Annotated in this window: 26 protein-coding genes and 2 pseudogenes; 16 read left to right on the forward strand and 12 right to left on the reverse strand. The window is 72.2% G+C overall.

Going from position 1 to position 23,738, the window contains the following annotated elements:
- A complete protein-coding gene (locus tag ACIQU3_RS03590) occupies positions 1-426 on the forward strand; it encodes an SsgA family sporulation/cell division regulator (RefSeq protein ID WP_403728127.1) in 426 nt (141 codons plus the stop codon).
- Between the two features lie 23 nt (positions 427-449).
- Here ACIQU3_RS03590 and ACIQU3_RS03595 read toward each other — a convergent pair whose 3' ends face one another.
- Entirely contained in the window at positions 450-947 is a 498-nt protein-coding gene (locus ACIQU3_RS03595; protein WP_403728125.1) for a DUF6328 family protein, read from the reverse strand.
- Positions 948-1,096: 149 nt separating this feature from the next.
- Here ACIQU3_RS03595 and ACIQU3_RS03600 point away from each other — a divergent pair, with 149 nt between their 5' ends.
- The gene (locus tag ACIQU3_RS03600) at positions 1,097-1,444 is read left to right on the forward strand and encodes a hypothetical protein (protein WP_403728123.1); all 348 of its coding nucleotides are present in this window, start codon (positions 1,097-1,099) and stop codon (positions 1,442-1,444) included.
- 9 nt (positions 1,445-1,453) lie between these two features.
- On the opposite strand, the gene ACIQU3_RS03605 is transcribed toward ACIQU3_RS03600, so the two are convergent.
- Positions 1,454-2,437 (reverse strand): aldo/keto reductase, encoded by a 984-nt coding sequence (locus tag ACIQU3_RS03605; RefSeq protein ID WP_403728121.1) that lies wholly within the window; start codon positions 2,435-2,437, stop codon positions 1,454-1,456.
- Positions 2,438-2,578: 141 nt separating this feature from the next.
- Between ACIQU3_RS03605 and ACIQU3_RS03610 the strand changes: the two genes are divergently transcribed.
- Positions 2,579-4,303, forward strand: a complete 1,725-nt coding sequence (locus ACIQU3_RS03610; protein ID WP_403728119.1) for a cholesterol oxidase substrate-binding domain-containing protein — start codon at positions 2,579-2,581, stop codon at positions 4,301-4,303.
- A gap of 73 nt (positions 4,304-4,376) precedes the next feature.
- Here the strand turns inward: ACIQU3_RS03610 and ACIQU3_RS03615 are convergent, their stop codons facing one another.
- A complete protein-coding gene (locus tag ACIQU3_RS03615; protein ID WP_403923252.1) occupies positions 4,377-5,588 on the reverse strand; it encodes an FAD-dependent monooxygenase in 1,212 nt (403 codons plus the stop codon).
- A gap of 341 nt (positions 5,589-5,929) precedes the next feature.
- Between ACIQU3_RS03615 and ACIQU3_RS03620 the strand changes: the two genes are divergently transcribed.
- On the forward strand, positions 5,930-6,298 hold the full coding sequence (locus ACIQU3_RS03620; RefSeq protein WP_403728115.1) for a tyrosinase cofactor: 369 nt from the start codon (positions 5,930-5,932) through the stop codon (positions 6,296-6,298).
- A gap of 32 nt (positions 6,299-6,330) precedes the next feature.
- Positions 6,331-7,152, forward strand: coding sequence for a tyrosinase family protein (locus tag ACIQU3_RS03625; RefSeq protein ID WP_403728113.1), 822 nt, complete (start codon positions 6,331-6,333; stop codon positions 7,150-7,152).
- Here the strand turns inward: ACIQU3_RS03625 and ACIQU3_RS03630 are convergent, their stop codons facing one another.
- Positions 7,153-7,860 (reverse strand): ribonuclease H, encoded by a 708-nt coding sequence (locus tag ACIQU3_RS03630; RefSeq protein ID WP_403923254.1) that lies wholly within the window; start codon positions 7,858-7,860, stop codon positions 7,153-7,155. It lies immediately after the preceding gene.
- A gap of 130 nt (positions 7,861-7,990) precedes the next feature.
- Entirely contained in the window at positions 7,991-8,788 is a 798-nt protein-coding gene (locus ACIQU3_RS03635; RefSeq protein ID WP_403728109.1) for a VOC family protein, read from the reverse strand.
- A 170-nt stretch (positions 8,789-8,958) separates the two neighbouring features.
- On the opposite strand from ACIQU3_RS03635, the gene ACIQU3_RS03640 reads away from it, so the two are divergent.
- Both ACIQU3_RS03640 and ACIQU3_RS03645 read left to right on the forward strand, forming a co-directional pair.
- The gene (locus ACIQU3_RS03640; protein ID WP_403728107.1) at positions 8,959-9,855 is read left to right on the forward strand and encodes an SGNH/GDSL hydrolase family protein; all 897 of its coding nucleotides are present in this window, start codon (positions 8,959-8,961) and stop codon (positions 9,853-9,855) included.
- A 17-nt stretch (positions 9,856-9,872) separates the two neighbouring features.
- Positions 9,873-10,763 carry an aminoglycoside phosphotransferase family protein gene (locus ACIQU3_RS03645; protein ID WP_403923552.1) on the forward strand — a complete coding sequence of 297 codons (891 nt, stop codon included), beginning with the start codon at positions 9,873-9,875 and terminating at the stop codon, positions 10,761-10,763.
- Between the two features lie 54 nt (positions 10,764-10,817).
- Here the strand turns inward: ACIQU3_RS03645 and ACIQU3_RS03650 are convergent, their stop codons facing one another.
- Complete coding sequence (locus tag ACIQU3_RS03650) at positions 10,818-11,300, reverse strand: VOC family protein (RefSeq protein WP_403728102.1); 483 nt, start codon at positions 11,298-11,300, stop codon at positions 10,818-10,820.
- A 122-nt stretch (positions 11,301-11,422) separates the two neighbouring features.
- On the opposite strand from ACIQU3_RS03650, the pseudogene ACIQU3_RS03655 reads away from it, so the two are divergent.
- The 4 genes and pseudogenes from ACIQU3_RS03655 to ACIQU3_RS03670 form a co-directional block, all read left to right on the forward strand.
- Positions 11,423-11,635: pseudogene (locus ACIQU3_RS03655) on the forward strand (epoxide hydrolase N-terminal domain-containing protein); the annotation flags it as partial.
- A gap of 61 nt (positions 11,636-11,696) precedes the next feature.
- Positions 11,697-11,831 (forward strand): annotated as a pseudogene (locus ACIQU3_RS03660) (epoxide hydrolase); the annotation flags it as partial.
- Positions 11,832-11,967: 136 nt separating this feature from the next.
- On the forward strand, positions 11,968-12,609 hold the full coding sequence (locus ACIQU3_RS03665) for an ATP-dependent Clp protease proteolytic subunit (RefSeq protein ID WP_403728100.1): 642 nt from the start codon (positions 11,968-11,970) through the stop codon (positions 12,607-12,609).
- The gene (locus tag ACIQU3_RS03670) at positions 12,609-13,211 is read left to right on the forward strand and encodes a ClpP family protease (protein WP_403728097.1); all 603 of its coding nucleotides are present in this window, start codon (positions 12,609-12,611) and stop codon (positions 13,209-13,211) included. The genes ACIQU3_RS03665 and ACIQU3_RS03670 overlap by 1 nt, the downstream gene beginning before the upstream one ends.
- Positions 13,212-13,241: 30 nt before the next feature.
- Here the strand turns inward: ACIQU3_RS03670 and ACIQU3_RS03675 are convergent, their stop codons facing one another.
- Positions 13,242-13,655, reverse strand: coding sequence for a helix-turn-helix domain-containing protein (locus tag ACIQU3_RS03675; protein ID WP_403728095.1), 414 nt, complete (start codon positions 13,653-13,655; stop codon positions 13,242-13,244).
- Between the two features lie 219 nt (positions 13,656-13,874).
- Here ACIQU3_RS03675 and ACIQU3_RS03680 point away from each other — a divergent pair, with 219 nt between their 5' ends.
- Positions 13,875-14,762, forward strand: coding sequence for an RNA polymerase sigma factor SigF (locus tag ACIQU3_RS03680; RefSeq protein WP_403728287.1), 888 nt, complete (start codon positions 13,875-13,877; stop codon positions 14,760-14,762).
- 165 nt (positions 14,763-14,927) lie between these two features.
- On the opposite strand, the gene ACIQU3_RS03685 is transcribed toward ACIQU3_RS03680, so the two are convergent.
- Positions 14,928-15,392: an ATP-binding protein gene (locus tag ACIQU3_RS03685; protein ID WP_403728093.1), complete on the reverse strand. Its 465-nt coding sequence runs from the start codon at positions 15,390-15,392 to the stop codon at positions 14,928-14,930.
- Between the two features lie 187 nt (positions 15,393-15,579).
- Between ACIQU3_RS03685 and ACIQU3_RS03690 the strand changes: the two genes are divergently transcribed.
- From ACIQU3_RS03690 to ACIQU3_RS03700, 3 genes are read left to right on the forward strand one after another with little or no spacing between them, the layout of a single operon-like run.
- Positions 15,580-15,720, forward strand: coding sequence for a hypothetical protein (locus tag ACIQU3_RS03690; protein WP_403728091.1), 141 nt, complete (start codon positions 15,580-15,582; stop codon positions 15,718-15,720).
- Entirely contained in the window at positions 15,717-16,301 is a 585-nt protein-coding gene (locus ACIQU3_RS03695) for a PRC-barrel domain-containing protein (RefSeq protein WP_403728089.1), read from the forward strand. Before ACIQU3_RS03690 ends, ACIQU3_RS03695 begins: the two co-directional genes overlap by 4 nt.
- Positions 16,298-16,714 (forward strand): PRC-barrel domain-containing protein, encoded by a 417-nt coding sequence (locus tag ACIQU3_RS03700; RefSeq protein ID WP_403923256.1) that lies wholly within the window; start codon positions 16,298-16,300, stop codon positions 16,712-16,714. Before ACIQU3_RS03695 ends, ACIQU3_RS03700 begins: the two co-directional genes overlap by 4 nt.
- 10 nt (positions 16,715-16,724) lie before the next feature.
- Here ACIQU3_RS03700 and ACIQU3_RS03705 read toward each other — a convergent pair whose 3' ends face one another.
- The gene (locus ACIQU3_RS03705; RefSeq protein WP_403923258.1) at positions 16,725-17,720 is read right to left on the reverse strand and encodes a DUF6777 domain-containing protein; all 996 of its coding nucleotides are present in this window, start codon (positions 17,718-17,720) and stop codon (positions 16,725-16,727) included.
- Between the two features lie 338 nt (positions 17,721-18,058).
- Here ACIQU3_RS03705 and ACIQU3_RS03710 point away from each other — a divergent pair, with 338 nt between their 5' ends.
- The gene (locus tag ACIQU3_RS03710; protein ID WP_403923259.1) at positions 18,059-19,357 is read left to right on the forward strand and encodes a streptophobe family protein; all 1,299 of its coding nucleotides are present in this window, start codon (positions 18,059-18,061) and stop codon (positions 19,355-19,357) included.
- Positions 19,358-19,377: 20 nt separating this feature from the next.
- Here the strand turns inward: ACIQU3_RS03710 and ACIQU3_RS03715 are convergent, their stop codons facing one another.
- The 3 genes from ACIQU3_RS03715 to ACIQU3_RS03725 are packed head-to-tail and all read right to left on the reverse strand — an operon-like array spanning position 19,378 to position 23,699.
- Positions 19,378-20,373, reverse strand: a complete 996-nt coding sequence (locus tag ACIQU3_RS03715) for a serine/threonine-protein kinase (protein WP_403728078.1) — start codon at positions 20,371-20,373, stop codon at positions 19,378-19,380.
- Positions 20,370-21,350, reverse strand: a complete 981-nt coding sequence (locus ACIQU3_RS03720) for a hypothetical protein (RefSeq protein ID WP_403923261.1) — start codon at positions 21,348-21,350, stop codon at positions 20,370-20,372. Before ACIQU3_RS03720 ends, ACIQU3_RS03715 begins: the two co-directional genes overlap by 4 nt.
- 9 nt (positions 21,351-21,359) lie before the next feature.
- Positions 21,360-23,699, reverse strand: a complete 2,340-nt coding sequence (locus tag ACIQU3_RS03725) for an FHA domain-containing protein (RefSeq protein WP_403923263.1) — start codon at positions 23,697-23,699, stop codon at positions 21,360-21,362.
- Positions 23,700-23,738 lie beyond the last annotated feature (39 nt).

Below are 23,738 nucleotides of genomic sequence, written 5' to 3' on the forward strand. Positions count from 1 at the left end.
GTGAACTCGTTCGTCCACAAGACCCTGGTGGTGCAGCTCCAGGCGGGCGACACGGACCGTTTCTCCGTGCTCGCCCACCTGAGCTACGACGCCGCGGACCCGTTCGCCGTCACCGTGGTCTTCAGCCATGACGGCCGCGTCCTCGCCCGGTGGCAGCTGGACCGGGAGATGCTGGGTGACGCGCTGCGGCGTCCGGTCGGGGTGGGCGACGTGCGGATGCGCCCGCAGGCGCGGGGGATGTGGCAAGAGCTGCGCATGGAGTTCCTCGGCGACGCCCGCCCCGATGGCGGCCGGCACCACGCGGTGGTGTTCGGGTGGGCGCCGGGATTCGCCGCGTTCCTGCGCGAGACCCATGCGGTGGTCCCGCCGGGCCGCGAGGAGGTCCGGGTCGACGACTTCCTGGAAGGGGTCCTGGCCGGGGGCTGAGACGGGGACCGGTCCCCGGGCCCTCACCTCGACGTGTGGCGGTGCCGGGTCCACAGCGGCAGCACGAACCAGCACAGCAGGTACCAGCCGACCACGCCGGCGACCAGGTACGGCACGAATCCGTCGTGCGTCGCCACGCGCAGGATCAGCAGCAGCGAGGCCGTCGTGGTGGCGAGCAGCAGCACGAGGCCGAGCAGGGTGAGGCGGGAGGCCAGCCGCACCGCCTGGGGTTTGACGCGCCGCCCGGCGACGATGCGGTGCAGGGACACCGGTCCGATGAGCGCACCGGTGGCACAGGCTCCCAGGACGACCGTCACCAGGTAGATGGTCTGGTCGGTGTCCGAGAGATCCGCGTACTTCTCGGTGAAGACCACGGTGAGCAGGAAACCGAACAGGATCTGGACGCCCATCTGGGCCACCCGGACCTCCTGGATGAGCTCCTGCCACATCCGGTCCGCGCGCTCCTCCTCCGTCTCGTTGCGCCCCCGGCGCATGCCCCCGCCCTCTGCCGCGTCCGCCACTGTTCCTCCACGTGTGAGATCCGGGCCCTCCGCTCTCCCGGGTTCCCCGGAACGGCTCGTCGTCCCGGGGCGGGCGGCGGTTTGAGCGATCAGGGGACGGTTACACGGACGGCGCGAAAGACACAGAGCACCGAGGAGGTCGTGGACGCATGTCCGGTACGCAGCTCACCGTGACGCTCAGCGGCGGAGGCACCGACGACGCACGAACGGTCGTCCGGGCCCTGGAGGACACGTTCGGGGCGCCGGACGAACGTCCCGCCGACTCGAACGCGACGGTGCACACGGCGACCTTCGACGGGGACGGCGACGCGGCGTCCACCGGTGGCGGGGCCACGGGTCCGGGGCGGCTGTCCGCGCCGGTGACCGTCACCGTGCAGGGCAGCCCGGAGGCCGTGCGGCGGGCGAGCGACACCCTCACCCGGGCGTTCTCGGCACGCGACGACGGTGCCGCCTCCGGCGACCAGGAGCAGGAGAGGCAGCTGCTCCTGGAGCCGTGAGAGCCGCTCTCACCAGCGCGATTCGACCTGCTCCCGGATGCGCCGGTCGTACAGGTCGCGGATCGCCGCCGTCGTCTCGCCGGGCAGCTCCGGGAGGCGGGCGGCGGCCGCGTTCGCCCGTGCCTGCTCGGGTGAGCGCGCACCGGGGATCACGGTCGTGACGCCGGGCTGCTCGACGATCCAGCGCAGCGCCAGCTGGGCCGGGGTGTACCCCTCGGGGGCGAGTGCCGCGAACTCGGCGGCCGCCTCGACGCCCGTGGCGTAGTCGACGCCGGAGAAGGTCTCGCCCTGGTCGAAGGCTTCGCCGTGCCGGTTGTAGGTGCGGTGGTCGTTCTCCGGGAAGACGGTGTCCCGGGTGTACTTGCCCGTAAGCAGGCCGGAGGCGAGCGGCACCCGGGCGATGATGCCGACGCCCGCCTCACGGGCGGCCGGCAGCACCTCGCGCAGGGGCTTCATGCGGAACGGGTTGAGGATGATCTGCACGCTCGCCACGTTGGGCCGGGCGATCGCGGTCAGGGCCTCCTCGCAGGTCTCGACGCTGACGCCGTAGGCGGCGACGCGCTCCTCCTCGACCAGGGTGTCGAGGGCGTCGAACACCTCGTCCGTGGAGTAGACGGGTGTCGGCGGGCAGTGCAGCTGGACCAGGTCGATCCGGTCGACGCCGAGGTTGCGCCGGGAACGGTCGTTCCAGTCGCGGAAGTTGGCGAGCACGTAGTTCTCGGGAATCTGGTCGACCCGGCGGCCCATCTTCGTGGCCACCATGACGTGCAGGTCCGGGCGGCCGCTGAGGAACGCGGCGATGGTCTGCTCGCTGCGGCCGTCGCCGTACACGTCGGCGGTGTCGAAGAAGGTGACCCCGGCCTCCGCCGCGGCCTCCAGCACCGTGAGGGCTTCCTTGTCGTCGACGTCTCCCCAGTCGGCACCCAGCTGCCAGGTGCCCAGACCGATGACGGAGGCGTGCTGACCCGACCTGTCGAATGTGCGCTCGTCCATGGGCGTCAGTGTGTCACCTGTCACGGCACGGCGCGGAACGTGTCGCTCCGGCCCACCGACCCCCGCACCATTCACCCACACGAGTGAATCAGATGCGACAGGGACACGACACGTGTCAACCGGCCCTTAGCGTGACCTCCCGTGATCACCGGTTCCGCGAACAACGACCCGTCGAACGCCTCGCCATGGACGCGCCGGGGCTTCCTCCTCACCGCAGCCGCACTCGCCGCCCTGCCCGGTCTGCCGGCGGATCCGGCCGCGGCCGCGGCGGAGCTGCCGGACTTCCCGGCGGACGTCGCGCTGTACCGCTCGGCGTACCGGAACTGGGTCGGCGAGATCACGGCGGACGGTCTGTGGGCCTGTGCTCCGGACAGCCCGGACCGGTTGGTCGCCGTCGTCAACTGGGCGTGGCGGCACGGGTGGCGGGTGCGCGCCCGGGGCGCCGCGCACGGCTGGTCGCCCCTGACGGTCACGGACGGGACGCCGTCCGGTACACCGGTCCTCCTCGTCGACACCGCCCCCCACCTCACCGGTCTGACCCTGGACTCCCCCACCGCCGTGCGCGCCGGAACCGGCGTGACCATGGAGGCCCTGCTGACCTTCCTGGAGGAGCAAGGCCTCGGCGTCACGGCGGCACCCGCGCCCGGCGTGCTGACGCTGGGCGGCGCCCTCGCCGTCGACGCACACGGCACGGCCGTACCCGCGCGGGGTGAGCACCGGCGGCCCGGGCACACCTACGGCTCGCTCAGCAATCTGGTCCTGTCGCTGACGGCGGTCGTGTGGGACTCCCGTGCCGGGAAGTACGTGCTGCGCACCTTCGATCGCGGCGAGGCGGACTGCGCCGCCCTGCTGACCCACCTGGGGCGGTCCCTGGTGACCGAGGTGGTGCTGCGGGTGGGCGCGAACACCGATCTGCGGTGCGTGAGCCGGACGGACATCCCGGCCGGAGAACTCTTCGCCTCGCCCGGCCAGGACGGGGGACGGACCCTCGCGAGCTTCCTGGACGAGTCCGGGCGGGTCGAGGCGATCTGGTTCGCCTTCACGGAGCACCCCTGGCTGAAGGTGTGGAGCCTCGCCCCCACCCGGCCGCCGGTCTCGCGGAAGGTGACGCGGCCGTACAACTACCCGTTCTCCGACAACGTCCCGGCGCCGGTGGCGGAGCTGGTCGGCCGCATGACGTCGGACGCCGCCTGGCACCTGGCGCCGGTGCTCGGCGCCGCCCAGTACGAGGCCGCGGCGCTCGGACTGGTGGCGACCCTCTCCGCAGACCTGTGGGGGCCGTCCAAGAACACGCTGCTGTACCTGAAGCCGACCACGCTGCGGGTGCACGCCAACGGCTACGCCGTCCTCACCTCGCGGGACGGGGTGCAGCGGGTCGTCTCCGAGTTCGCCGCCTTCTACCGCGAGCGGCTGACGGCGTACGCCGCCCGGGGCAGCTTCCCCGTCAACGGCTCGGTGGAGATCCGGGTGACCGGCCTGGACGACCCGGGCGACGTGGGCGTGCCCGGGGCGCGCCCGCCGCTGCTGTCGGCGCTCCGGCCGCGCGAGGACCGCCCCGAGTGGGACACGGCCGTGTGGCTGGACGTCCTGACGCTGCCGGGCACACCGGACGCGGAGGCGTTCCTGCGCGAGATCGAGCGGTTCCTGCTGCGCACGTTCGGCGGCGGTTCCGCACTGACCCGCGTGGAGTGGTCGAAGGGGTGGGCCTACACGGACGAGGGGGTGTGGAGCGACGCGGAGGTGCTGGGCGAGACCGTTCCCGCGGCGGTCGGCCGGGCCGAGTGGGCGGAGGCGGACGCGGTCCTGGACCGCCTCGATCCGCACCGCGTCTACGCCAACGCCTTCCTGGACCGGCTGTTCGGCTGACGCGGACACCCCAAGGGCGTGCCGGCCCCCCCTGGAACGTGTCAGCCCTACGGCGTGAGATACGCCTGCGGCGCTATTCGCGGGAGGTCATCGCCCGTGCGTGCACCGTCCGCGCGACCTTCGGGCCCAGCCAGCGTTTGAAGCGGCGCAGGGGCTCCAGCTGTCCGGCCGCCCGGTCGAGCCGGTAGTACAGCTGGGGCGGGACGTAGGGCAGCAGCGGTGAGTGCCGCTGACCGAGCAGGGCGAACATGCGCTCCGGGGGCAGATGCATGTAGCGCGGCAGGTTCTCGTACCACTGGGCGCTGTAGCGGGCCGCGCTCTGGACGGGCAGGAGGGCCGCCTTGCGTTCCCGCTCGTAGTGGGCGAGGGCCCGCGGGAGGTCCGGCTGTTCACGCAGCGCCGTCGCCAGGGCGATCGCGTCCTCCAGGGCGAGGGTGGTGCCGGCGCCGATGGAATAGTGCGTGGTGTGGGCCGCGTCTCCGAGCAGGACGAGGTTGCCGTGGTGCCAGGTGTCGTTCGTAAGGGTGCGGAACATCTGCCACGGGGTACCGCCGGGTCGGCCCATCAGGGCGTGGCCGTCGAGGACGTCGGCGAAGAGCTTCTCCAGCAGAGCACGCCCGTCGGCGTCGCTCGCGCGGTCGAGGCCGAGCCCGGTCCAGGTCTCGGGTGTGCATTCGACGACGCAGGTGCTGCGGTCGGGGCCGTAGCCGTACCCGTAGCACCAGATCCAGCCGTGGGCGGTCTCGACGAAGGCGAAGGTGAAGGCGTCGAAGACCTTGGCGGTGCCGAGCCAGACGTAGCGATTGCGCCCGGGGGTGAGCTGCGACCCGAAGTGCGCACCGTGACGGGTGCGCAGGGCGCTGCGGACGCCGTCGGCCGCCACGACCAGGTCGGCGTCGTGGGGCAGGTCGCCGGCGGCGATCTCGCGCTCGTACTCCAGGCGTACGCCGATCTCGCGGGCCCGGGCCGCGAGGATCTCCAGCAGCCGGTGGCGGCCGATGCCGTGCCCCTGGTCGCCGCTGTGCCGGGTCGTGAGGTCCCGCACGTGGGCGACGCCGTCGCTCCACCGGACGGAGTCGGCGTCGAGGGCACGTGCCGACTCGGGGTCCTGCTCGTGGAGCCGGTCGAGCAGTCCCCGCCAGTACGTCACGCCCCAGCCGTAGGTGCGCCCCTCCGGGTCGCGTTCGTAGACGGTGACGTCGTGGGACGGATCCTGCAGCTTGAGCAGGATCGAGAGATACAGACCGGCGGGCCCGCCGCCGACACAGGCGACCTTCACACACACCCCACATGGTGACTGAGAGCTGTCGATTGAGGACGCAGAGTAGCAGTGCCGGACCCGGCCGAACCGACCGCCGGATCACGCCAGTTTCACGGCGTGACGCGCACCACGGGCAACGCAACGCACGGGCAGAAACATCCGCCACAACCCCCCGACCGGGGCGGAATTTCCCGTTCCGGACTCACCCGCAGGGCCGCCGCAGCAAGATCACCTTCGTTCAATCTTGCATGACATAAGGGGAATTGCCCGGATCGCAGCCAACCGGCTCGCCTGGATTTCTCCCGTTGACGGCCAGGCCGATAGGTATGCGGGGTCATCAGCCGAAAGCCATCCAGGAGGTCCGTATGCCGGAACTCAGCCGTCGCAGCGCGCTCACCGCCGCGGCCGTCCTCGCCACGGGCGCGGGGACGTTGTCAGCCATCACGCCGGCGTCGGCCGCCGGGCACCACGACTCGCCCGGGGCCTTCGACGAGGTCTACAAGGGGCGCCGGATACAGGGCCGGCCGGCCGACGGGTCCGGTCACCACGGCCACCACGGCGCCGGCTACGCGGTGTTCGTCGACGGGGTGGAGCTGCACGTGATGCGTAACGCCGACGGCAGCTGGATCAGCGTGGTCAGCCACTACGACCCGGTGGCCACCCCTCGCGCCGCGGCCCGCGCCGCGGTGGACGAGCTGCAGGGCGCGCCACTTCTGCCGTTCCCCGCCAACTGACCCGACCCGCAAGGCATCTGGAGCACCCGCACATGGCTGTCCGCAAGAACCAGTCCACCCTGACCGCCGACGAGAAGCGGCGTTTCGTCGCCGCGCTGCTGGAGCTGAAGCGCAGCGGCCGCTACGACGAGTTCGTCACGACGCACAACGCGTTCATCGTCTCCGACACCGACAACGGCGAGCGGACCGGGCACCGCTCACCGTCCTTCCTGCCCTGGCACCGGAGATTCCTCCTGGAGTTCGAGCGGGCGCTGCAGTCGGTGGACGCGTCGGTGACGCTGCCCTACTGGGACTGGACGGTCGACCGCACCCCGCGGGCCTCGCTGTGGGCGCCCGACTTCCTCGGGGGCACCGGGCGGGAGCGGGACGGCCGGGTGACGGACGGGCCGTTCTCCGCGGCCGGCGGGAAGTGGCCGGTCAGCGTGCGGGTCGACGGCCGTACGTTCCTGCGGCGCGCCCTCGGGGCGGGGGTGCGCGAGCTGCCGACGCGGGCCGAGGTCGAGTCGGTGCTGGCGATGCCCACGTACGACATGGCGCCCTGGAACAGCGGCTCGGACGGCTTCCGCAATCACCTCGAGGGATGGCGGGGCGTCAATCTGCACAACCGTGTCCACGTCTGGGTCGGCGGGCAGATGGCCACCGGGGTCTCCCCCAACGACCCGGTGTTCTGGCTGCATCACGCGTACATAGACAAGCTCTGGGCCGAGTGGCAGCGCCGCCACCCCGGCTCGGCCTATCTGCCCACGGCCGGGACGCCGAACGTGATCGACCTGAACGAGACGATGCGGCCGTGGCACGACATGAGCCCCGCGGACCTGCTGGACCACACGCGGTTCTACACGTTCGACGTCTGATCAGACGCTCGCGCCCGTGCGGCACTCCGGGTGGCCCCAGCCGCTGTCGTTCTTGGCGATGGGCTCGCCGGCCGCGTAGGGACGGCCGCACTGGCAGCGGCCGGGGAACTTCGCCTTGATCGTGCGCGCGGAGCCCTTGCTCCCCGCGGTCCCCGCGGCCCTGGCGGTGCGTGGGCGGGAGCGCGGGGCCTTGGCCGGGGTATCGGGGGAAGGCGGCGGCTCGGGAGAGCCGAGGCCGCTGCCGGCGGGCTCCTGGACGGTCGCGGCCTGGCTGGCGGCGCGGTCGGCGAAGTCGTTGAGCCGGTCGCCGTCCACCTGGTGGGCGGGGACGTAGCGGAACTCCACCGTGCGGCCGCCCAGGAGTTCGTCGATGCGCACGACGAGGTCCTGGTTGGCGACCGGCTTGCCGGCCGAGGTCTTCCAGCCGTTGCGCTTCCAGCCCGGCAGCCAGGTCGTGACGGCCTTCATCGCGTACTGCGAGTCCATCCGGATCTCGAGCGGCACGTCCGGGTCGGTCGCCGCCAGCAGGCGCTCCAGCGCGGTGAGTTCGGCGACGTTGTTGGTGGCCCTGCCGAGCGGCCCCGCCTCCCACCGCTCCGGCGTCTCGGAAGCGTCGGCGACGACCCAGGCCCAGCCCGCGGGCCCGGGATTTCCCTTCGAAGCCCCGTCACACGCGGCCACAACACGTTCAGGCATGCGCTCGATCATGCCATGGCCACGAGGGGCACCCCGACCGACCCGGGAGGCCCGGGGAGATCCTGGAGGCCCGGGCGGTCCGGGAGGCTGGGAGGCCCTGGAGGCCGGGGGGCCTGGAGGCCGGGGGCCTGGTGCCTGGGCACTAGGCCACGTCGGTCAGCTTCGGCATCTCTCCCTCGGTCTTCGTGACGTCGATCACCGAGAAGTTCGCGCCCTGCGGGTCGCTGATCGCGGCGAACCGGCCGAACGGGGTGTCCATCGGCCCGAACCGCAGCACGCCGCCCAGCCCGGTGGCCCTGGCGACGGCCGCGTCGCAGTCCTCGACCGTGAAGTAGACGTTGATGTACGGCTGCACCTCGGGCGGGAAGTCCTCGTTCATCTTCATCCGGCCCAGCACGCTGCGCTCGCCCAGGTCGTAGATCCGGAAGTCCATCTCGCCGTCCTCCATGTCCCGCTGCCGGTAGGAGAAGACGGCCGGGAAGAACGCGTCGGACTTCTCCGGCTCGCGGGTGAAGACCTCCGCCCAGGCGTAGGCGCCCGGTTCGGCCATCGCCTCGAAGCCCTCGTGGGTGCCCGCCTGCCAGATGCCGAAGACGACGCCGCCGGGATCGCGGGCCAGGCACATGGTGCCGAAGTCGCCGACCTGCATGGGTTCCATCAGCACCTCGCCGCCGTGGTCGCGGATCCGGGCGGCGGTGGCGGCCGCGTCCTGGGACGCGAAGTAGAGGCACCACTGCGACAGACCCTCCTGGCCCGGCATGGGCGGAACGACCGCGGCCACCGCCTTGCCGTTCACGGAGGCCTGCGTGTAGTTGCCGAACTCCGCCGACGCCTCGGCGAAGGTCCAGCCGAGGACCTCGCCGTAGAAGCTCTTGGCCCCTTCGAGGTCGCCGAACATCGCGTCGGCCCAGCACGGGGCCCCTTCAGGTTGCACGGCCATGGCTACGGCCCTCTCCCCAGGAGTGGATGCGTCCGTTTCCTCACGCTAGTCACCCGGGGGCGGACCCGCGCGCCGAGCGGGCCCGTACGTGACGCACGCACGTCTTCCCCCCGGCGCCCCGGTTGTGCTTGCCTGAGGGCCCTTTCGGTGGCCGGGGCGGGAGTTGCCGTATGCGCAAGCCGTGGGTCGTGGGGTTACTGCTGGCCGGGATGCTCCTCGGCGGGTGCGGGGATCCCGCCTCCGCGCCGGAGGAACCGGCTCCGGAGGCACACGCGTCGGCAACCACCCACCGGCGGGCCCCCGTCTCCCCCGGCCCTCAGCCCGAGCGGGCGCCGACGGTGCTGTACCTCGGCGACTCGCTGGCGATGGAGAGCCGGACGGTCCTGGGCGGGGAGTTGCGCCGGGATCTGAAAGCGAAGTACACCGGCGCCCCGTACTCGGGCACCACCCTGTGCGACTACCTGGAGGGCACGGCCGAGCGGTCCCTGGTTCCGGCCGCCGACAAGGCCGCCGCGCTGGTGCGCAGGCTGCGGCCGGACTTCGTGGTCCTGCAGTTCTGGGGGAACTCCTGGGGCTACACGCCGTGCATGGACGGCATCACCTACGACAAGTCCCCGGCCCGGTACTTCAGCCGCTACGAGGCAGACGCGCGCCGGCTCACCGAGCAGATCACCGCGGCCGGGGGCGGCCACCGGCCGAGGATCGTCTGGGTGTCCCAGGGCCCGGATCCGCTCACGCCCGACCGGGTGCGCCGTGTCAACGCGCTCTACGCGAAGCGCGCCGCCGCTTCGGGCGGTCTGGTGGCGGACGCTGGGAAGGCCGTGAGCCCCGCCGGGGGCCGCTACACCTGGACGCAGTACCTGCCCTGCACGGCCTACGAGCACGCCCACCCGGACTACTGCACCCAGCCGGGCCGCGACCGCACGGCGCTGCACCGCGACGACGACCATCTGCACTTCTGCCTTGCCCCCACGACGTCCAGGCCGAAGCCCTGCCCGGTCCGCTCCCCCGGGATCCTGCGCATCGCCCGGGAGGTCACCAAAACCGTTCGACAGGCGGTGCGTTGACCGCTCGAATGGGCGTCATGGGTGCGGTGCGGATGCATGAGGACGAGCTGGAGATCGACGTGGCGCTCGTCGAGCGGCTGATCGCCGGACGGTTCCCGCGGTGGGCAGGGCTGCCGCTGCGGCGGCTGGAGTCCTCCGGCACGGAGAACGCCATGTTCCGCCTCGGCACGGACAAGGTCGTACGGCTCCCGAGGCACCCTCGTGCCGTGGAAGCCATCGCGCACGAGCTGCACTGGCTGCCCCGGCTGGGCCCGGCACTGCCCGTCGGCGCGCCCGAACCGCTCGGGCGGGGCGCGCCCGGCGAAGGCTTCCCCTGGCCCTGGTCGGTGTACCGCTGGCTGGACGGCCGCAACCCGGTGCCCGGCAGGCTCGAGGAGCCCGCGCTGCTCGCCGGTGACCTGGCGGGATGGGTCACCGCCCTGCGTCGCATCGACGCGTCGGAAGGTCCGCCGGGCTACCGGGGAGTGCCGTTGGCGGCCCGGGACCCCTTGCTGCGTGAGGCGCTCTCGGACCTCACCGGGCGGGTCGACACCGTCGCGGTGACGAAGGCGTGGGAAGCGGCCCTGAGCGCTCCGGAGCACACCGGGCCGCCGGTCTGGGCCCACGGCGACCTGATGGCCGGGAACCTGCTGATCACGGGCGGGCGGCTCAGCGCCGTGATCGACTTCGGGACGGTGGGCGTCGGTGATCCGGCCGTCGACCTGATCGGAGCCTGGTGCCTGCTGCCGGCCGCGGCCCGCGGGGTGTTCCGCGAAGCCGTGGGCGCCGGCGAGGCCGAATGGGCACGGGCCCGGGGCTGGGCCCTGTCGATCGCGGTCATCGCGCTGCCCTACTACTGGGACACGAACCCGCCCGTCGCGGCGAACTCCCGGTATGTGATCGGGGAGATCGCCGCCGAGACGGCGTAGGGGCCGAGCCGGTACGGTGTGCGGGACGGCTCCGCCCCCGCGGGGAAAGACGCGTCACCCGCCGGCGTAGGCCTGGTCCAGGGCGGCGATGTCGAACTTGCTCATCGCCATGAACGCCTGGGTGACGCGGGCGGCCTTCGCCGGATCCGGGTCGGTGATCATCGCGTCGAGCCGCTCCGGGACGACCTGCCAGGACACGCCGAACCGGTCCTTGAGCCAGCCGCAGGGGCCCGGCTCGCCGCCGTTCTCGGTGAGCCTGCTCCAGTAGTAGTCGATCTCCTCCTGGTTCTCGCAGAAGATCATGAAGGAGACCGCCTCGCTGAACGTGAACTCGGGCCCGCCGTTGAGCCCCAGGAACCGGTGTCCGTTGGCCGTGAACTCCACGGTCATCACACTCCCGGCGGGCTGCGGGGCGCCCTCGGGGTAGCGGGCGATCTTGCCGACGCTGGAGTTCTTGAAGACCGAGACGTAGAAGTGGGCGGCCTCCTCGGCCTGACCGTCGAACCAGAGGCAGGTGGTGAATCCGTCGGTGGTCATGAGTCCTCCCGGGTGCGTGGAACGCTGTCACCACTGTCGACCGGTTCTCGCCCCGGAACTCATCGGCCGGGCGGCCGTCAATTCAGATGACCGTTACACCGTTCGGAACCAGCGTCATGCTCATGACGTCCACGCCCTTCGGCAGCGGCATCCGTCCCTTTCGCATCGACGCACCGCAGAGCGACCTCGACGGCCTCCAGGACCGGCTCGACCGGACCCGGTGGCCCGACTGGCCCGACTGGCCCGACTGGCTGCCGGGGGAGGGCTGGACCTACGGCGTTCCCACGGGCCATCTGCGCGAGCTGGTGCGGTACGGGCGGCACGACCACGACTGGCGGGGCGCGGAGGTCCGGCTCACCGTGTGGCCGCGGTACGTCACCGAGATCGACGGCGCGCAGGGCCGAGCGCACGGAGAACATCGTCCGCTGGACGGAGTGCAACCGCGGCGGGCACTTCGCCGCTCTGGAGCAGCCGGAGCTCCTGGTCGGTGATGTGCGGGCGTTCTTCCGCCAGTTGCGCGACGGGAGCTGAGCCGTCCGGGCTCCGCCGGTAGCGGATCTGCCGAGGGCAGAGAATTCGTTCGCGGGCATCGTCCGAGGCCAAGAGTGGAGTCGACGGCACATCCCCGATCTGTCGGCGGCACGCGTTGCCCCGGCGAGGAGAACCGATGACTCCACTCACGACGCTCGCCCCGCGGGCGGAGGAGGGCGACACCCCTCCCACCCGTTTCGACGACCACCTGGCCGCCCAGCTGCTCGCGCAGCGCATCGTGCTGCTGGGCACCCAGGTCGACGAGGTCTCCGCCAACCGGGTCTGCGCCCAGCTGCTCATCCTGTCCGCGGAGGACGCCCACACCGACATCAGCCTGTACATCAACAGCCCGGGCGGCGGGGTGCACGCGGGCCTCGCCATCTACGACACGATGCGGCTGATCCCGAACGACGTCTCCACGCTGGCCATGGGTTTCGCGGCCAGCATGGGCCAGTTCCTGCTGAGCGTCGGGGCGCCGGGCAAGCGCTACGCCCTGCCGAACGCGCGGATCATGATGCACCAGCCGTCCGCGGGCATCGGCGGCACCACCGCCGACATCGAGATCCAGGCGGAGAACCTGGAGTTCACCAAGCGCACCATCGAGCGGATCACCGCCGAGCACACCGGTCAGAGCCCGGAGACCATCTCCCGGGACGGTGACCGGGACCGCTGGTTCACGGCCGAGGAGGCCAGGGAGTACGGCATGGTGGACCGGGTCGTGGAGTCCCTCGCGGACGTCCGCCCCGCGGCCACCCGGCGCAGGATGGGGCTGCAGTGATGGGCTCCTACGCGATTCCGAACGTCGTCGAGCGCACTCCGCAGGGCGAGCGGTCCTACGACGTGTTCAGCCGGCTGCTGTCCGAGCGGATCATCTTCCTGGGCACGGAGATCGACGACGGCGTCGCCAACGTCGTCATCGCCCAGCTCCTCCACCTGGAGTCCTCGTCTCCCGAGAGCGAGATCGCCGTCTACATCAACTCCCCGGGCGGCTCGTTCACTTCACTCATGGCCATCTACGACACCATGACGTTCGTGCAGGCACCTGTCTCCACGTTCTGTGTCGGGCAGGCGGCCTCCACGGCGGCCGTGCTGCTGGCCGGCGGGGACCCCGGGCGGCGGTTCGTGCTGGAGCACTCACGGGTGCTGCTGGGCCAGCCGGCCAGCGGGGGACAGCGCGGCACGGTCTCCGATCTGGCGCTCCGGGCCAGGGAGATGGTGCGCATCCGCTCGCAGGTCGAGGAGGTGCTGGCACGGCACACCCACCACGATGTGGCGACCCTGAGGGCCGACATGGACCGCGACAAGGTGTTCACGGCGCGGGAGGCGGTGGAGTACGGACTGGCCGACGAGGTGCTCAGCCGGCGCCTCGTGAAGGTCTGAGGCGCAGGCCGGTACGGCGGCGGGTACGGCTCAGGCGGCCAGGCACATGCCGTCGTGCGACGGGGTGGCCACCCCGCGGCGATGGACCGCCGCATGGCGCGACGTGAGGCGGATCAGTTCGCCGTGCGCCCGCGTCAGCAGGTCACCGAGGTTCAGCCCGAGGGCGTGGGCGGCGGCCGCGAGGACCTCCGAGGAGGCCTCCTTGCGGCCGCGCTCCACCTCCGAGAGGTAGGGCATGGAGATCCGCGCCTCGTCGGCGACGTCCTTCAGCGTGCGCTCCTGCGCGAGGCGTTCACGCCGGAGGACGTCGCCCACCAGGTCCCGCCAGAGCGGTTCCTTCGCGGCGGGGAGCGGCGGCCCCTGGCGCGGCGGTGCGCCGGCGGGACGCGCGGCGTGCGGGCGCAGCGGGATGACTCGGGCTTCGTTCGGCGGCTGGTTGCTCACTTCTCCAGCCTAGGAATCCCGGCCGCCGGGGGAAGGGCCCGGCGTTCCGCCCTGGGTGGAATCACCGGGCCGGGAGCCGACCCGGACCATGAGCCGGAACATGACATTCCAGTCATTTCGCCCATGGCAAAATCGAAGGGCATGGTGCGCCTCGTCGCGGGTACCCGCAACTCGGGAGTACCTATGCAGATGTCCGCCGTGACGTTCGTGGGAGAGGTAATGGAGACCGCCGTGATCCGGTCGAAGGCACAGGTCGTCGAGGAGAACGCCGAGGCCAGCGCGGGTGACGGAGCACTGCCGGGCGTCGTGGACCCGCGGTCCGTGGCCCCGCGGGACGCGAGGCAGCTGTCCCGCCAGTTCTTCCAGCGCCTGACGGAACTCGAAGAGGGAACGCACGAGTACCAGTACGCGCGCAACACCCTGATCGAGATGAACATGTCGCTCGTGCGCTTCGCGGCCGGACGGTTCCGGGGCCGGGGCGACGACATGGAGGACATCGTCCAGACCGGCATGATCGGCCTGATCAAGGCCATCGACCGGTTCGAGCTCTCGCGCGAGGTCGAGTTCACCTCCTTCGCGCTGCCGTACATCGTCGGCGAGATCAAGCGGTTCTTCCGGGACACGACGTGGGCGGTGCACGTGCCCCGACGGCTGCAGGAGCTGCGCGTGGAGCTGGCCAAGGCCCGCGAGGAGCTCGCCAGCCGCCTGGACCGCGAGCCGACGGTCGGTGAACTGGCCACGCTGATGAACATCTCCGAGCGTGAGGTCATGGAGGGGCAGATCGCGGCGAACGGGTACAACTCGTCGTCGCTGGACGCCGCACTGACCGGCGACGGCCCCGAGGGCGGCGAGGCCGTCCTGGCCGACTTCATCGGAGTCGAGGAGGACGGGCTGCGACTCGTCGAGGACTTCCACTCGCTCGCCCCGCTGATGGCGGAGCTGAGCGAGCGCGACCGGCAGATCATCCACATGCGGTTCGTGGAAGAGGCCACCCAGGCGGAGATCGGGGAGCGGCTCGGCTGCTCGCAGATGCACGTCTCCCGCCTGATCAAGCGGATCATCACACGACTGCGCGAGGGCATGCTGGGCGAGCTGGGCTGCGCCTGACACCGTCGGCGACGAGCGGGTGCCGTCCCCCATGCGGGAGTGGGACGGCACCCGTGCACGTCGTCCGGCGCGCGCAGATCCCCATGCCGGGACGCGCTGTTCCCCGACCGGGCCGGGCACGGGAGTGACTCGCTTCGTCCGGGTGAGGCATCCCACCCGGACCACTCATCCGCCGGTTCCGCCGGAGAGCGGCAGTACGGCGCGAACCCGCTTGCCGACGGGCACACGTTCCACGCTGACCTGCTCCGCGAGCGCGTGGACGATCTCCAGGCCGTGCCGGCCGATGCGCTCGGGGTTGCGGGGGAAGATCCGGGGCAGTGCGGAGCTGCTGTCGTAGACCGACACCGTCACCGCGGTGTCGGTGCCGACGAGCTCCAGGATGTACGGACCGTTGCTGTGCCGGTCGGCGTTGGTGATCAGCTCGCTCACCACCAGCAGCACGGCGCCGTCGAGCCGCTCGTCGATGCGCGCACACCACTCGGTCCTCAGCTGGTCGAGAAAGAGCGCGGCGAAGGACCTCGCCTCGGCGATGCATCCCTGCTCGCCGGTGTAGTGTGCCGCCCGCCGCAGCGGTTCCACGGGCACGTCGAAACCAGTCGTTATCACTGCCCCGTCCAGGTGGTCGATCATTCTTTTCTCTCTGGGAAGCCGGACTGGCCGGACGCTCTGCACCAGTGCTCGTACCCCGAGCCGGGCTTCACAGTCCTCACGGATGCGGGCCCGGTCGCGGCCCCGGGCATTGTCCCCCGTCCGCGGGGCACCCGGAAAGAATCAGGACCGGCCGAGGGCGGCCGGTCCGGATCGCCGGAGGTGCGCGGTGGCCTGGTGGACATGGCTGATCGTGGTGATCGCGGCGCTCGCCGCCGTCGTGGCGGTGTCGCTCGCCGTGCAGGCGGGCCGCAGGTCGGGAACCGTCATCGCGGTCCGGCGCCGGCCGGGCGGGAAGGGTCTGCGATGAACGAGCTGCTGGCTGCGCGCAGCCTGACGACCCTGCCCGTGGTCACCCTGGGGGGCGACGCGGTCGCACAGGTCAAGGACACCGTCTTCGACGCCGCGGGCGGCCGGATCACCGGTTTCACGCTGAGCGGGCGCGGTCTGCTGAGCGGCCCGCTGAAACAGAGCCTGCCGTGGTCGGCGGTGCACTCCCTGGGCCCGTACGCGGTCATGGTCCGCGACGCCCTCGCCCTCCAGGACACCTCCGCGGTCGTGGCCCGCCGCGAGGCTCAGCAGGGCCGGGTGCTGCACGCGAAGGTGCTGACCGACGAGGGCGCCGAGGTGGGCACGGTGCTCGACGTGATCGTCGAGGGCGGAACGAGCGGGCGCGTCGTGGGGTTCCGGATCGCCGCGGGCAAGGCACTGGTGCAGGGCTCGCGGCGCCGCCGGCACCGGGTGTACGTGCCGCGCGGCGACACGCTCGCCGTCTCGGGCCGTGCCCTGGTCATCCCGGCGGACGCCACCCGCTACGTCGCCGACGACCTGTCGGCCTTCGTCGCCCGGGTCGGCGCCTTCCGGGCCGGGCATGAGGGGTCGGCGTCATGATGCTGTTCTCCGAGGCACGGGGCCTGCCGGTGCTGACGCTGGCCGAGGCGGAGGAGGTCGGCACCCTGCGGTCGCTGACGGTCGACGCCGTGTCCGGGGTGGTCACGCACCTCCGGGTGCGAGGCCGGCACTCCCGCAAGGAGACCGTGCTGGCCTGGGGCGCCCTGCACGCCATCGGCCCGGACGCGGTACTGGTCCGCTCGACCGCCGCGCCGGCCGAGGTGCCGCCGCACCACGAGCTGCCCGGCCTCAGGATCCTCACCGAGACGGGCGACATGCTCGGCACGGTCCAGGACGTCGCTTTCGAACCGGGGACGGGTCGCGTCGACGCGGTCGTCACCGCCCATGGCGACCTTCCGGCCGACCGGCTGCTCGGACTCGGCGACTACGCCCTGGTGGTCCGGGCCGCCTGAGCCGGCCGGGTCAGGAGGCCGGAGGCTGATCCGTCGTGCCGCCGCCGGTGTCGCCCCCGGTGTTGCCGTCGGTGTTGCCGTCGGGCGGGGGCGGGGTGTCGGACGACGGCTCGTTCGTCGTCGGCCCCGAGGTGTCCGAGGTCGTCGGCGGCTCACTGGTGGGCGGTTCGGACGACGTCGAGTCCGTCGGCGCCGTGGGTGTGGTGACGCTCGCCGACGGGGACGGCTGGTCGGGCTTGTGGGTCTTGTGGTCCTTCTTGCCCGTGTCGCCCGCCTCGCGCTTGAACCACTCACCGTCGGGTTCGCACATCACGAAGACGTCGACTGGCTGCCGCGCGGGCGTCACCGTCACGACGTTCGAGGACTTGTAGCCCGGCCACGCGGCGCCGGTCGTCCTCGGTGCGCTCGGCGTGGCGACCGGCGGGGAGAGCGGGTTGCCGCACGCACACCGCACGCGGGGCACGCCGCGGTCGTCGACGAGGACGGCCGTGCCGGCCTGCATGACGGCCTGGTAACTGGTGGGGGCGCCGTTCTTGTAGCCGTGGTTGGTCACGCGGGTGTCCATGCGCAGTTGCACGGGCGTGAGCGAACGCAGGTAGGCGGGAACCTCGGACGGCTGGATCCGGACGACCGAGGCGAACGAGCGTTCCTTGTCCGGGGCGTCCTGGAAGTACGCGATCTGCTTCTCCACGTCGCAGCTGGCGACGTTGCGGGTGCCGCCGTACAGGCCGGGCGCGTTGCCGTTCACACCCCGCACGGCGTTCTGCGGGGCCGACTCGGTTGCCCCCGAGGGTGTGACCGGGGAGGCGGAGCTGTCCTCCTGGGCCGTCGACTCGGTGAACTCGTCCGGGCCGGTGTCGGCCGCGGGCTGGAGGAACACCTCGCCGGTGGCGGTGCTCGTGCCGCCGTCGGACGCGCCGGTGCCGCCGTTGTCGGGCCGGGAGAGCACCACGGCCAGGACCACCGCGGCCACCACGGCGGTGGCGACGATCGCGACCCGGGGCACGGACCCCCACCACGGGCGGCGGGGCTCCGGCTCCTTGCCGCCTCCGCTCGGCGGCTCCTCGGGCGGCCCGCCCCCGCCCGGGGGCGGCTGGGAGGGACCCGACAGCGGGCCCGAGGGAGGTCCTGTGGGACGGCCGGACGACGGTGGATCGACGCTCACGAGCTCTTCTCCCGCGTGGGTTCCCTGCGGCCTTCACACGCCCGGGGCCATTCATTCCGGTTTGGGCCGCTTCTGCCACTACGTGTTCATTGTGTGCCCCGGTCCCGTGCGCCCCGCAAGCCGACGCGGACGGACCTCTCCGGCGGGCGTCCCGGGTGAGGCCTGCTTAGCGTGGCAGCGTGAGTTCGCGCATCCCCTCCGGTCAGGCACGCACCTCCGGCCAGCGGGCCGTCGCCCCCCATGGCTGGGTGCACGCCCTCGTCACGGTGCTCGGCGGGCTGCTCGCCATGGCCGTGGTCGCCGCGCTCGGCCTGTGGGCGGCCGGGGCCGCGGATCTTCCGGACGGATCCTTCGGCCCAGTGGTGGCGGCCGCCCTGGTCACCTCTGTCGGCGGCGCGGTGAAACTCGCCGGAAGCGCCGGCGACCTGGCCGAGACGCAGGCGGCTTTGACGGTGATGCCGTTGTCGGTCACGCTCACCGGGGCGCTGGCGCTCGCGTGGGGGTTCCTGCGGCCGCTGCGGCACCGCGCGGTCGCCGGTGCGGCGGAGCTGGCCGGCTGGGCCGGCCGGGTGGCGGCCCTGTGGCTGCTCGCGCTGATCGGCCTGACGCTCGCCGCCCGTCACACCTTCGACATCTCCCTCGGGGACGCCGCGCTCGGCGAACTCGGCGACCTGTTCGGCGCGTCCCCGCAGCTCGGTTTCACCACCGACGTCCCGCTGTCCGTGTTCGTCGGGTTGGTCTGGCTGGCCGGTGTGCTGGTGCTGGCGCTGCTGGTGTCGCGTGGGGCGCCGCTGCCCGCGCGACTGCTCCGCTTCCAGGCGTCGGTGCGGCCGGCCGCGTACGCGATGGTCGCGCTGCTGCTGGCGTGTGTCGTCATCGGCGTGGTCGTCGCCCTGGTCGTCGCCGCGACCCAGGGGCACGCGCGGGAGACGTTCGCGGTGATCCTGCTCGGCCTCCCCAACCTCGTGTGGCTGGCGTTGACGATCGGGCTCGGCGCCACCTGGAACGGCAGGGTGGAGGGGCCGTTCGGGCTCCCCATGCCGCATGTGCTCGACGAGGTGCTGCGCACGCCGGACGTGTCCGAGCTGAACCTGCGGACCCTCGCCGAGCAGGACGGCCGGGTGTGGTGGCTGCTGGTCGTCGACGCCGTGCTGCTGCTGGCCGCCGGATTCGTGATGGCGGCCCGGTCACCGGCCCGGGTGCGGGCCTGGCAGCACGCCGTGCACATGGCGGTCGCCCTGGGGATCACCGTGTTCACGATCTGTCTCGTGGGGCGCGTCTCCGCACACTTCGGCCTCTCCGTGCTCGGCATCGGTGATCTCGGCGGCGGACTCGGGGGCGATCTCTTCATGCGGCCCAAGTTGTGGGGTGCCGTGGGCCTGGCCATTCCCTGGGGGCTGGCGGCCGGGTTCGCCGGTGCCCTGCTGGCGCGTCGCGTACGGAGGCGGGGCGAGGTTCCCACCGGCGGCGAGAGCTGACCGAGAGCTGACGCGGTGCCCTACCGCCGCTGCACGAAGACCGGTTCGGCCCAGCGCGGCGGTGGTTTGGGCCGTTCCTCCCCCGCGCCCGGCAGTTGCCGGTCCACCCGCGTGGGCGTCCTCGGGGATTCGGTCCCGCCACCGGTCGTCGCGGCGCGCAGTGCGGCCACGAAGGCGAGGCAGGACGGGTAGCGGTCGTCGGGGCTCTTGGCGAGGGCCTGCGCGAAGACGGCGTCCACCCGCGGGTCGAGGTCCGGCCGGTCCTCGGTCAGCGGCGGCGGCTCGTCGTACTGGTGCGCCCAGAGCAGGGCCATGTCGTCGTCGCGGAGGAAGGGCGGATGACCGGCCAGGGTCTCGAAGACGACGCAGGCGAAGCCGTACACGTCACAGCGGGCATCGACCGGCTTGCCGGAGATCTGCTCGGGGGCGACGTAGTCGAGCGTGCCGACGAACTGGCCGACCGTGGTGAAGCCGGTCAGCGACAGCGACTTCTTCGTCAGGCCGAAGTCCGTGAGGTAGACGTGCTCGGGGTGGTCGCTGTCGGTGCCGCGTGCCACCAGGATGTTGCCGGGCTTGACGTCCCGGTGGACCAGTCCGTGGTCGTGGGCCGCGTCGAGCGCGGAGGCCACCTGGGCGGCGACGCGCACGGCGGTGACGGGCGGCATCGGGCCCTCGCGGTCGAGGACGTGCCGCAGGTCGCTGCCGGGGACGTACCGCATGGCGATGTACAGCACACCGTCCGTCTCGCCGGCCTCGAACACCGGCACGATGTGCGGATGGTCGATGGCCGCGGCAGCCCTTGACTCGTGGGTGAAGCGGCGGCGGAAGGTGTCGTTGCGGGCGAGTTCGGGGGCAAGGAGCTTGAGGGCCACGGTGCGCTCCAGACGCAGGTCGCGGGCCCGGTACACGACGGCCATGCCACCCCGCCCGATCTCCTGCTCGATCCGGTACCCGGCGATCTGCTGCCCGACCAGCTCGGAGGGACGTCCCGAGAACAGGCTTGTCTGGCGGTTCAACGGCCGTCACCCTCGGGCGGGACGACGCGGGTGGGCTCGTGCCCCACGACCCGCGTGGGCGGCGCCGCGGCCGGACGCTCCTTCTCCCCCTCGCTCTCCCTCTCCCCGGTGTCCTCCCGGTCCCCGGGGACGACCAGGCGAGTGGGTTCGGGGACGTCCGGAGCCACGACCCGCGTGGGCTCGGGAGCGTCGGGTGCCACCACACGCGTCGGTTCGGGAGCGCCGGGTGGCACCACGCGCGTGGGCTCCGGAGGCCCGGCCGGGGCGGTCCCTTTCGGCTCGGGCGTTTCCGGGGTCACCACCCGTGTGGGCTCCGGAGGCCCCGGGGACGCGACGCCCGCGGGTTCGGGGGCCCCGGGCGGGGCCGTCCCCGCCGGGTCGGATGCCTCGGGCGGCACCACCCGCGTGGGGGGATGCACCGGCGCTTCGGCCCGACGGGAAGCCGGTTCCGCCGGGCGGGGCGCCGCTTCCGCTCGAGGGGACGCCGGTTCCGCTTCGGGTGTCTCGTCCGTGGCGTAGGTGTTCATCCGGGTGCCGTCGGCGTACACCCAGTGCCCGTGGGCGGAGTCGTAGAGCCACACGGACTCTCCGTCGACGACGACGCCGATCCGCATGCCGTGGGTGCGGGTGCGGAACGACTCACGGTCGAGGCCCGCCGCGAGGTCCTCCACCGCGGCGCGGTACCGCGCCAGGGCTTCCTGCGCCCGCCCCAGCAGCGGCCGCGGATCCGCCGCACGGGTGAGGGGTCCGTCCGCGGCGGGCGGGTCCTGCGGTACGGCGACCAGACGGCGGCCGTCGACCCACGCCGACCAGCCGTTGAAGCACAGCACGTGCCCCCAGTCGCCCTGCCGCTCCAGCAACTGCACCGGCAGCAGCGCATCGAGGTCCACGGTGGGCCGGGACGGGTCGGGGGCCTCCCAGGCGGGCATCCCGTGCTGCGGGACGACGTGCGTGGGCCGGAAGCCGGGGGAAGTCATCGGCGCCCCCTACTTCCGCATGACGGCCGGTTCGTGCCGGCGCAGCAGCCGGGACACGAGGAAGCCGAAGAGCACCGACAGCACGACCAGCATCGCGATGTCCAGCAGCCACGTGCCGGCCGAGTGCTCGAAGAGCGGATCCTTCGTCAGGTCGTCGGGCACGATCCGGGCGAGCCCGACGGTGCCGGCCATCGCGGCCAGCGCCCAGCGTGCCGGCACCAGCCAGCCCAGCTGCTCCAGGCCGGGCGTGTCCGCCAGCTTCAGCAGGGCCCCGCAGAACACGACCTGGACGATGGCGATGAGCACCAGCAGCGGCATCGTCACCTCTTCCTTGCGCACCAGGGCCGAGACGAGCAGGCCGAGCATCATCGCCGTGAACGCCAGCAGGGCGACGGCGACGGTGATCTCCACCAGGGGCGGCATCAGCACGCCTTCTCCGCCCGGGGCGTCGAGGTCCACCCCGAGCAGGGCGACCAGGGTCAGCACCACCGCCTGGAGCACCGTGATGACGCCCAGAACGATGACCTTGGACATCAGGTACGCCGATCTGGACAGGCCCACCGCCCGTTCCCGCTGGTAGATCACGCGTTCCTTGACCAGTTCCCGTACGGCGTTGGCGGCCCCGGTGAGCACCGCGCCGACGCACAGGATGAGCAGCGCGTTCATCGCCGTGTCGAGGGTCAGTTTGCCGCCCGCCAGGGCGCGGGCCATCGCGCCCATCACGAAGGGCAGGGCGATCATGATGATCAGGAACGTGCGGTCGGCGCTCAGCGCGGCGGCGTACCGGCGCACCAGCGTGCCGAGTTGGGCGCCACGGCTGCGCGGGCGGGGCGGGGCCGTGATGACAACGGGCTCGGACCGGGACTGCTGGGGCTGGGCGGAGGCGTCGGCCACGTACCGCCCGTGGAAGGGCGAGGCGAGGTACTCCCCCGCCCAGTCGCGTGCGGTGTCCCGGTCGAAGGCCTCGAAGGCCTCCGGCCACTCCTCGAAGCCGAAGAAGGGCAGGGCGTCCTCGGGCGGCCCGTAGTAGGCGATCTTCCCGCCGGGGGCGAGCACCAGGAGCCGGTCGCAGACGTCCAGGCTGAGCACGCTGTGGGTGACGACGATGACGGTCCGGCCGTCATCGGCGAGGCCGCGGAGCATGTGCATCACCGAGCGGTCCATGCCGGGGTCGAGGCCGGAGGTCGGCTCGTCGAGGAACAGCAGCGACGGCTTCGTCAGCAGCTCCAGAGCCACGCTGACGCGCTTGCGCTGGCCCCCGGAGAGGCTGTGCACGGGCTGGTCGGCGCGTTGTTCCAGGCCGAGTTCGCGGATGACCTCGTCGACCCGGGCGCGCCGTTCGGCCTTGGCCGTGTCCTGCGGGAAGCGCAGTTCGGCGGCGTAGGAGAGGGCTTTGCGGACGGTCAGCTGCGCGTGCAGGATGTCGTCCTGCGGGACCAGGCCGATGCGCTGGCGCAGCTCGGCGTAGTCGCGGTAGAGGTCACGGCCGTCGTAGAGGACGGTGCCGTGGTTCGCGGGCCGCTGGCCGGTGAGGGCGTTGAGGAGCGTGGACTTGCCGGCGCCGCTCGGGCCGACGACGGCGAGCAGGCACTTCTCCCCCACCGGGAAGGACACGTGGTCCAGCAGCGTCTTGCGGCCGCGGTCGACGCTGACGGCGAGGTCCTGCACGTCGAGGGAGACCTCGCCGGTGTCGACGTACTCCTGGAGCTGGTCGCCGACGAGACAGAACGCCGAGTGTCCGATGCCGACGATGTCGCCCTGGCCGACGGCGGCGCTGGTGACGGGGCTGCCGTTGAGGTAGGTGCCGTTGTGGCTGCCCAGGTCGGTGATCTCGTAGGTGCCGTCGGGCAGGGCGCGCAGTTCGGCGTGCCGGCGGGAGACGATGAGGTCGTCGATGACCAGGTCGTTGTCGGTGGCGCGGCCGATGCGGACGGTGCGGGAGGGCAACGGCCGTACGGTCGTGGGCTGCCGGTAGGTGCCGGTGTGGGCGGGCATGGAGACGGCGGAGGGGCGTTCCGCGCTGCGCGGGGCGGGGGCGGGGCGGCCGGTCAGGGTCATGCGGGGTCCGTCGGCCGGATTGCCGAAGCGGATGACGCTGCCGGGTCCGACGTTCCATGCGTGGATGCGGCGGCCGTCGGCATAGGTGCCGTTGGTGCTGTCCTCGTCCTCGATGGTCCAGTGGCCGTCCACCGGCTTCAGCACCGCGTGGTGCCAGGAGACCCGGTCGTCGTCGATGACGATGTCGCTCAACGGGTCGCGCCCCACGTGGTAGTCGCGGCCCGGGATCATCACGGTGGTGCCCGTCTCCGTCTCCAGGACGAGCTCTGGTGCTACCGAGGGTTGCGCCATGGTCAAGATTCTACCGATTTGCCCTGATCTGCGCCTGGG

Source organism: Streptomyces sp. NPDC101110, assembly GCF_044759525.1.
In the GTDB taxonomy this organism is placed as follows: Bacteria; Actinomycetota; Actinomycetes; order Streptomycetales; family Streptomycetaceae; genus Streptomyces.

What these genes read in the sequence shown, in the direction of transcription:
- ACIQU3_RS03620 (WP_403728115.1), top strand. Translation starts at nt 5,930, where the DNA reads ATGCCGGAACTCAGCCGTCGCAGCGCGCTCACCGCCGCGGCCGTCCTC.
- ACIQU3_RS03650 (WP_403728102.1), bottom strand. Translation starts at nt 11,300, where the DNA reads ATGACCACCGACGGATTCACCACCTGCCTCTGGTTCGACGGTCAGGCC.
- ACIQU3_RS03635 (WP_403728109.1), bottom strand. Translation starts at nt 8,788, where the DNA reads ATGGCCGTGCAACCTGAAGGGGCCCCGTGCTGGGCCGACGCGATGTTC.
- ACIQU3_RS03605 (WP_403728121.1), bottom strand. Translation starts at nt 2,437, where the DNA reads ATGGACGAGCGCACATTCGACAGGTCGGGTCAGCACGCCTCCGTCATC.
- ACIQU3_RS03645 (WP_403923552.1), top strand. Translation starts at nt 9,873, where the DNA reads ATGGGTGCGGTGCGGATGCATGAGGACGAGCTGGAGATCGACGTGGCG.
- ACIQU3_RS03700 (WP_403923256.1), top strand. Translation starts at nt 16,298, where the DNA reads ATGATGCTGTTCTCCGAGGCACGGGGCCTGCCGGTGCTGACGCTGGCC.
- ACIQU3_RS03625 (WP_403728113.1), top strand. Translation starts at nt 6,331, where the DNA reads ATGGCTGTCCGCAAGAACCAGTCCACCCTGACCGCCGACGAGAAGCGG.
- ACIQU3_RS03665 (WP_403728100.1), top strand. Translation starts at nt 11,968, where the DNA reads ATGACTCCACTCACGACGCTCGCCCCGCGGGCGGAGGAGGGCGACACC.
- ACIQU3_RS03670 (WP_403728097.1), top strand. Translation starts at nt 12,609, where the DNA reads ATGGGCTCCTACGCGATTCCGAACGTCGTCGAGCGCACTCCGCAGGGC.
- ACIQU3_RS03695 (WP_403728089.1), top strand. Translation starts at nt 15,717, where the DNA reads ATGAACGAGCTGCTGGCTGCGCGCAGCCTGACGACCCTGCCCGTGGTC.
- ACIQU3_RS03680 (WP_403728287.1), top strand. Translation starts at nt 13,875, where the DNA reads ATGGAGACCGCCGTGATCCGGTCGAAGGCACAGGTCGTCGAGGAGAAC.
- ACIQU3_RS03640 (WP_403728107.1), top strand. Translation starts at nt 8,959, where the DNA reads ATGCGCAAGCCGTGGGTCGTGGGGTTACTGCTGGCCGGGATGCTCCTC.
- ACIQU3_RS03720 (WP_403923261.1), bottom strand. Translation starts at nt 21,350, where the DNA reads ATGACTTCCCCCGGCTTCCGGCCCACGCACGTCGTCCCGCAGCACGGG.
- ACIQU3_RS03600 (WP_403728123.1), top strand. Translation starts at nt 1,097, where the DNA reads ATGTCCGGTACGCAGCTCACCGTGACGCTCAGCGGCGGAGGCACCGAC.
- ACIQU3_RS03725 (WP_403923263.1), bottom strand. Translation starts at nt 23,699, where the DNA reads ATGGCGCAACCCTCGGTAGCACCAGAGCTCGTCCTGGAGACGGAGACG.
- ACIQU3_RS03685 (WP_403728093.1), bottom strand. Translation starts at nt 15,392, where the DNA reads ATGATCGACCACCTGGACGGGGCAGTGATAACGACTGGTTTCGACGTG.
- ACIQU3_RS03630 (WP_403923254.1), bottom strand. Translation starts at nt 7,860, where the DNA reads ATGATCGAGCGCATGCCTGAACGTGTTGTGGCCGCGTGTGACGGGGCT.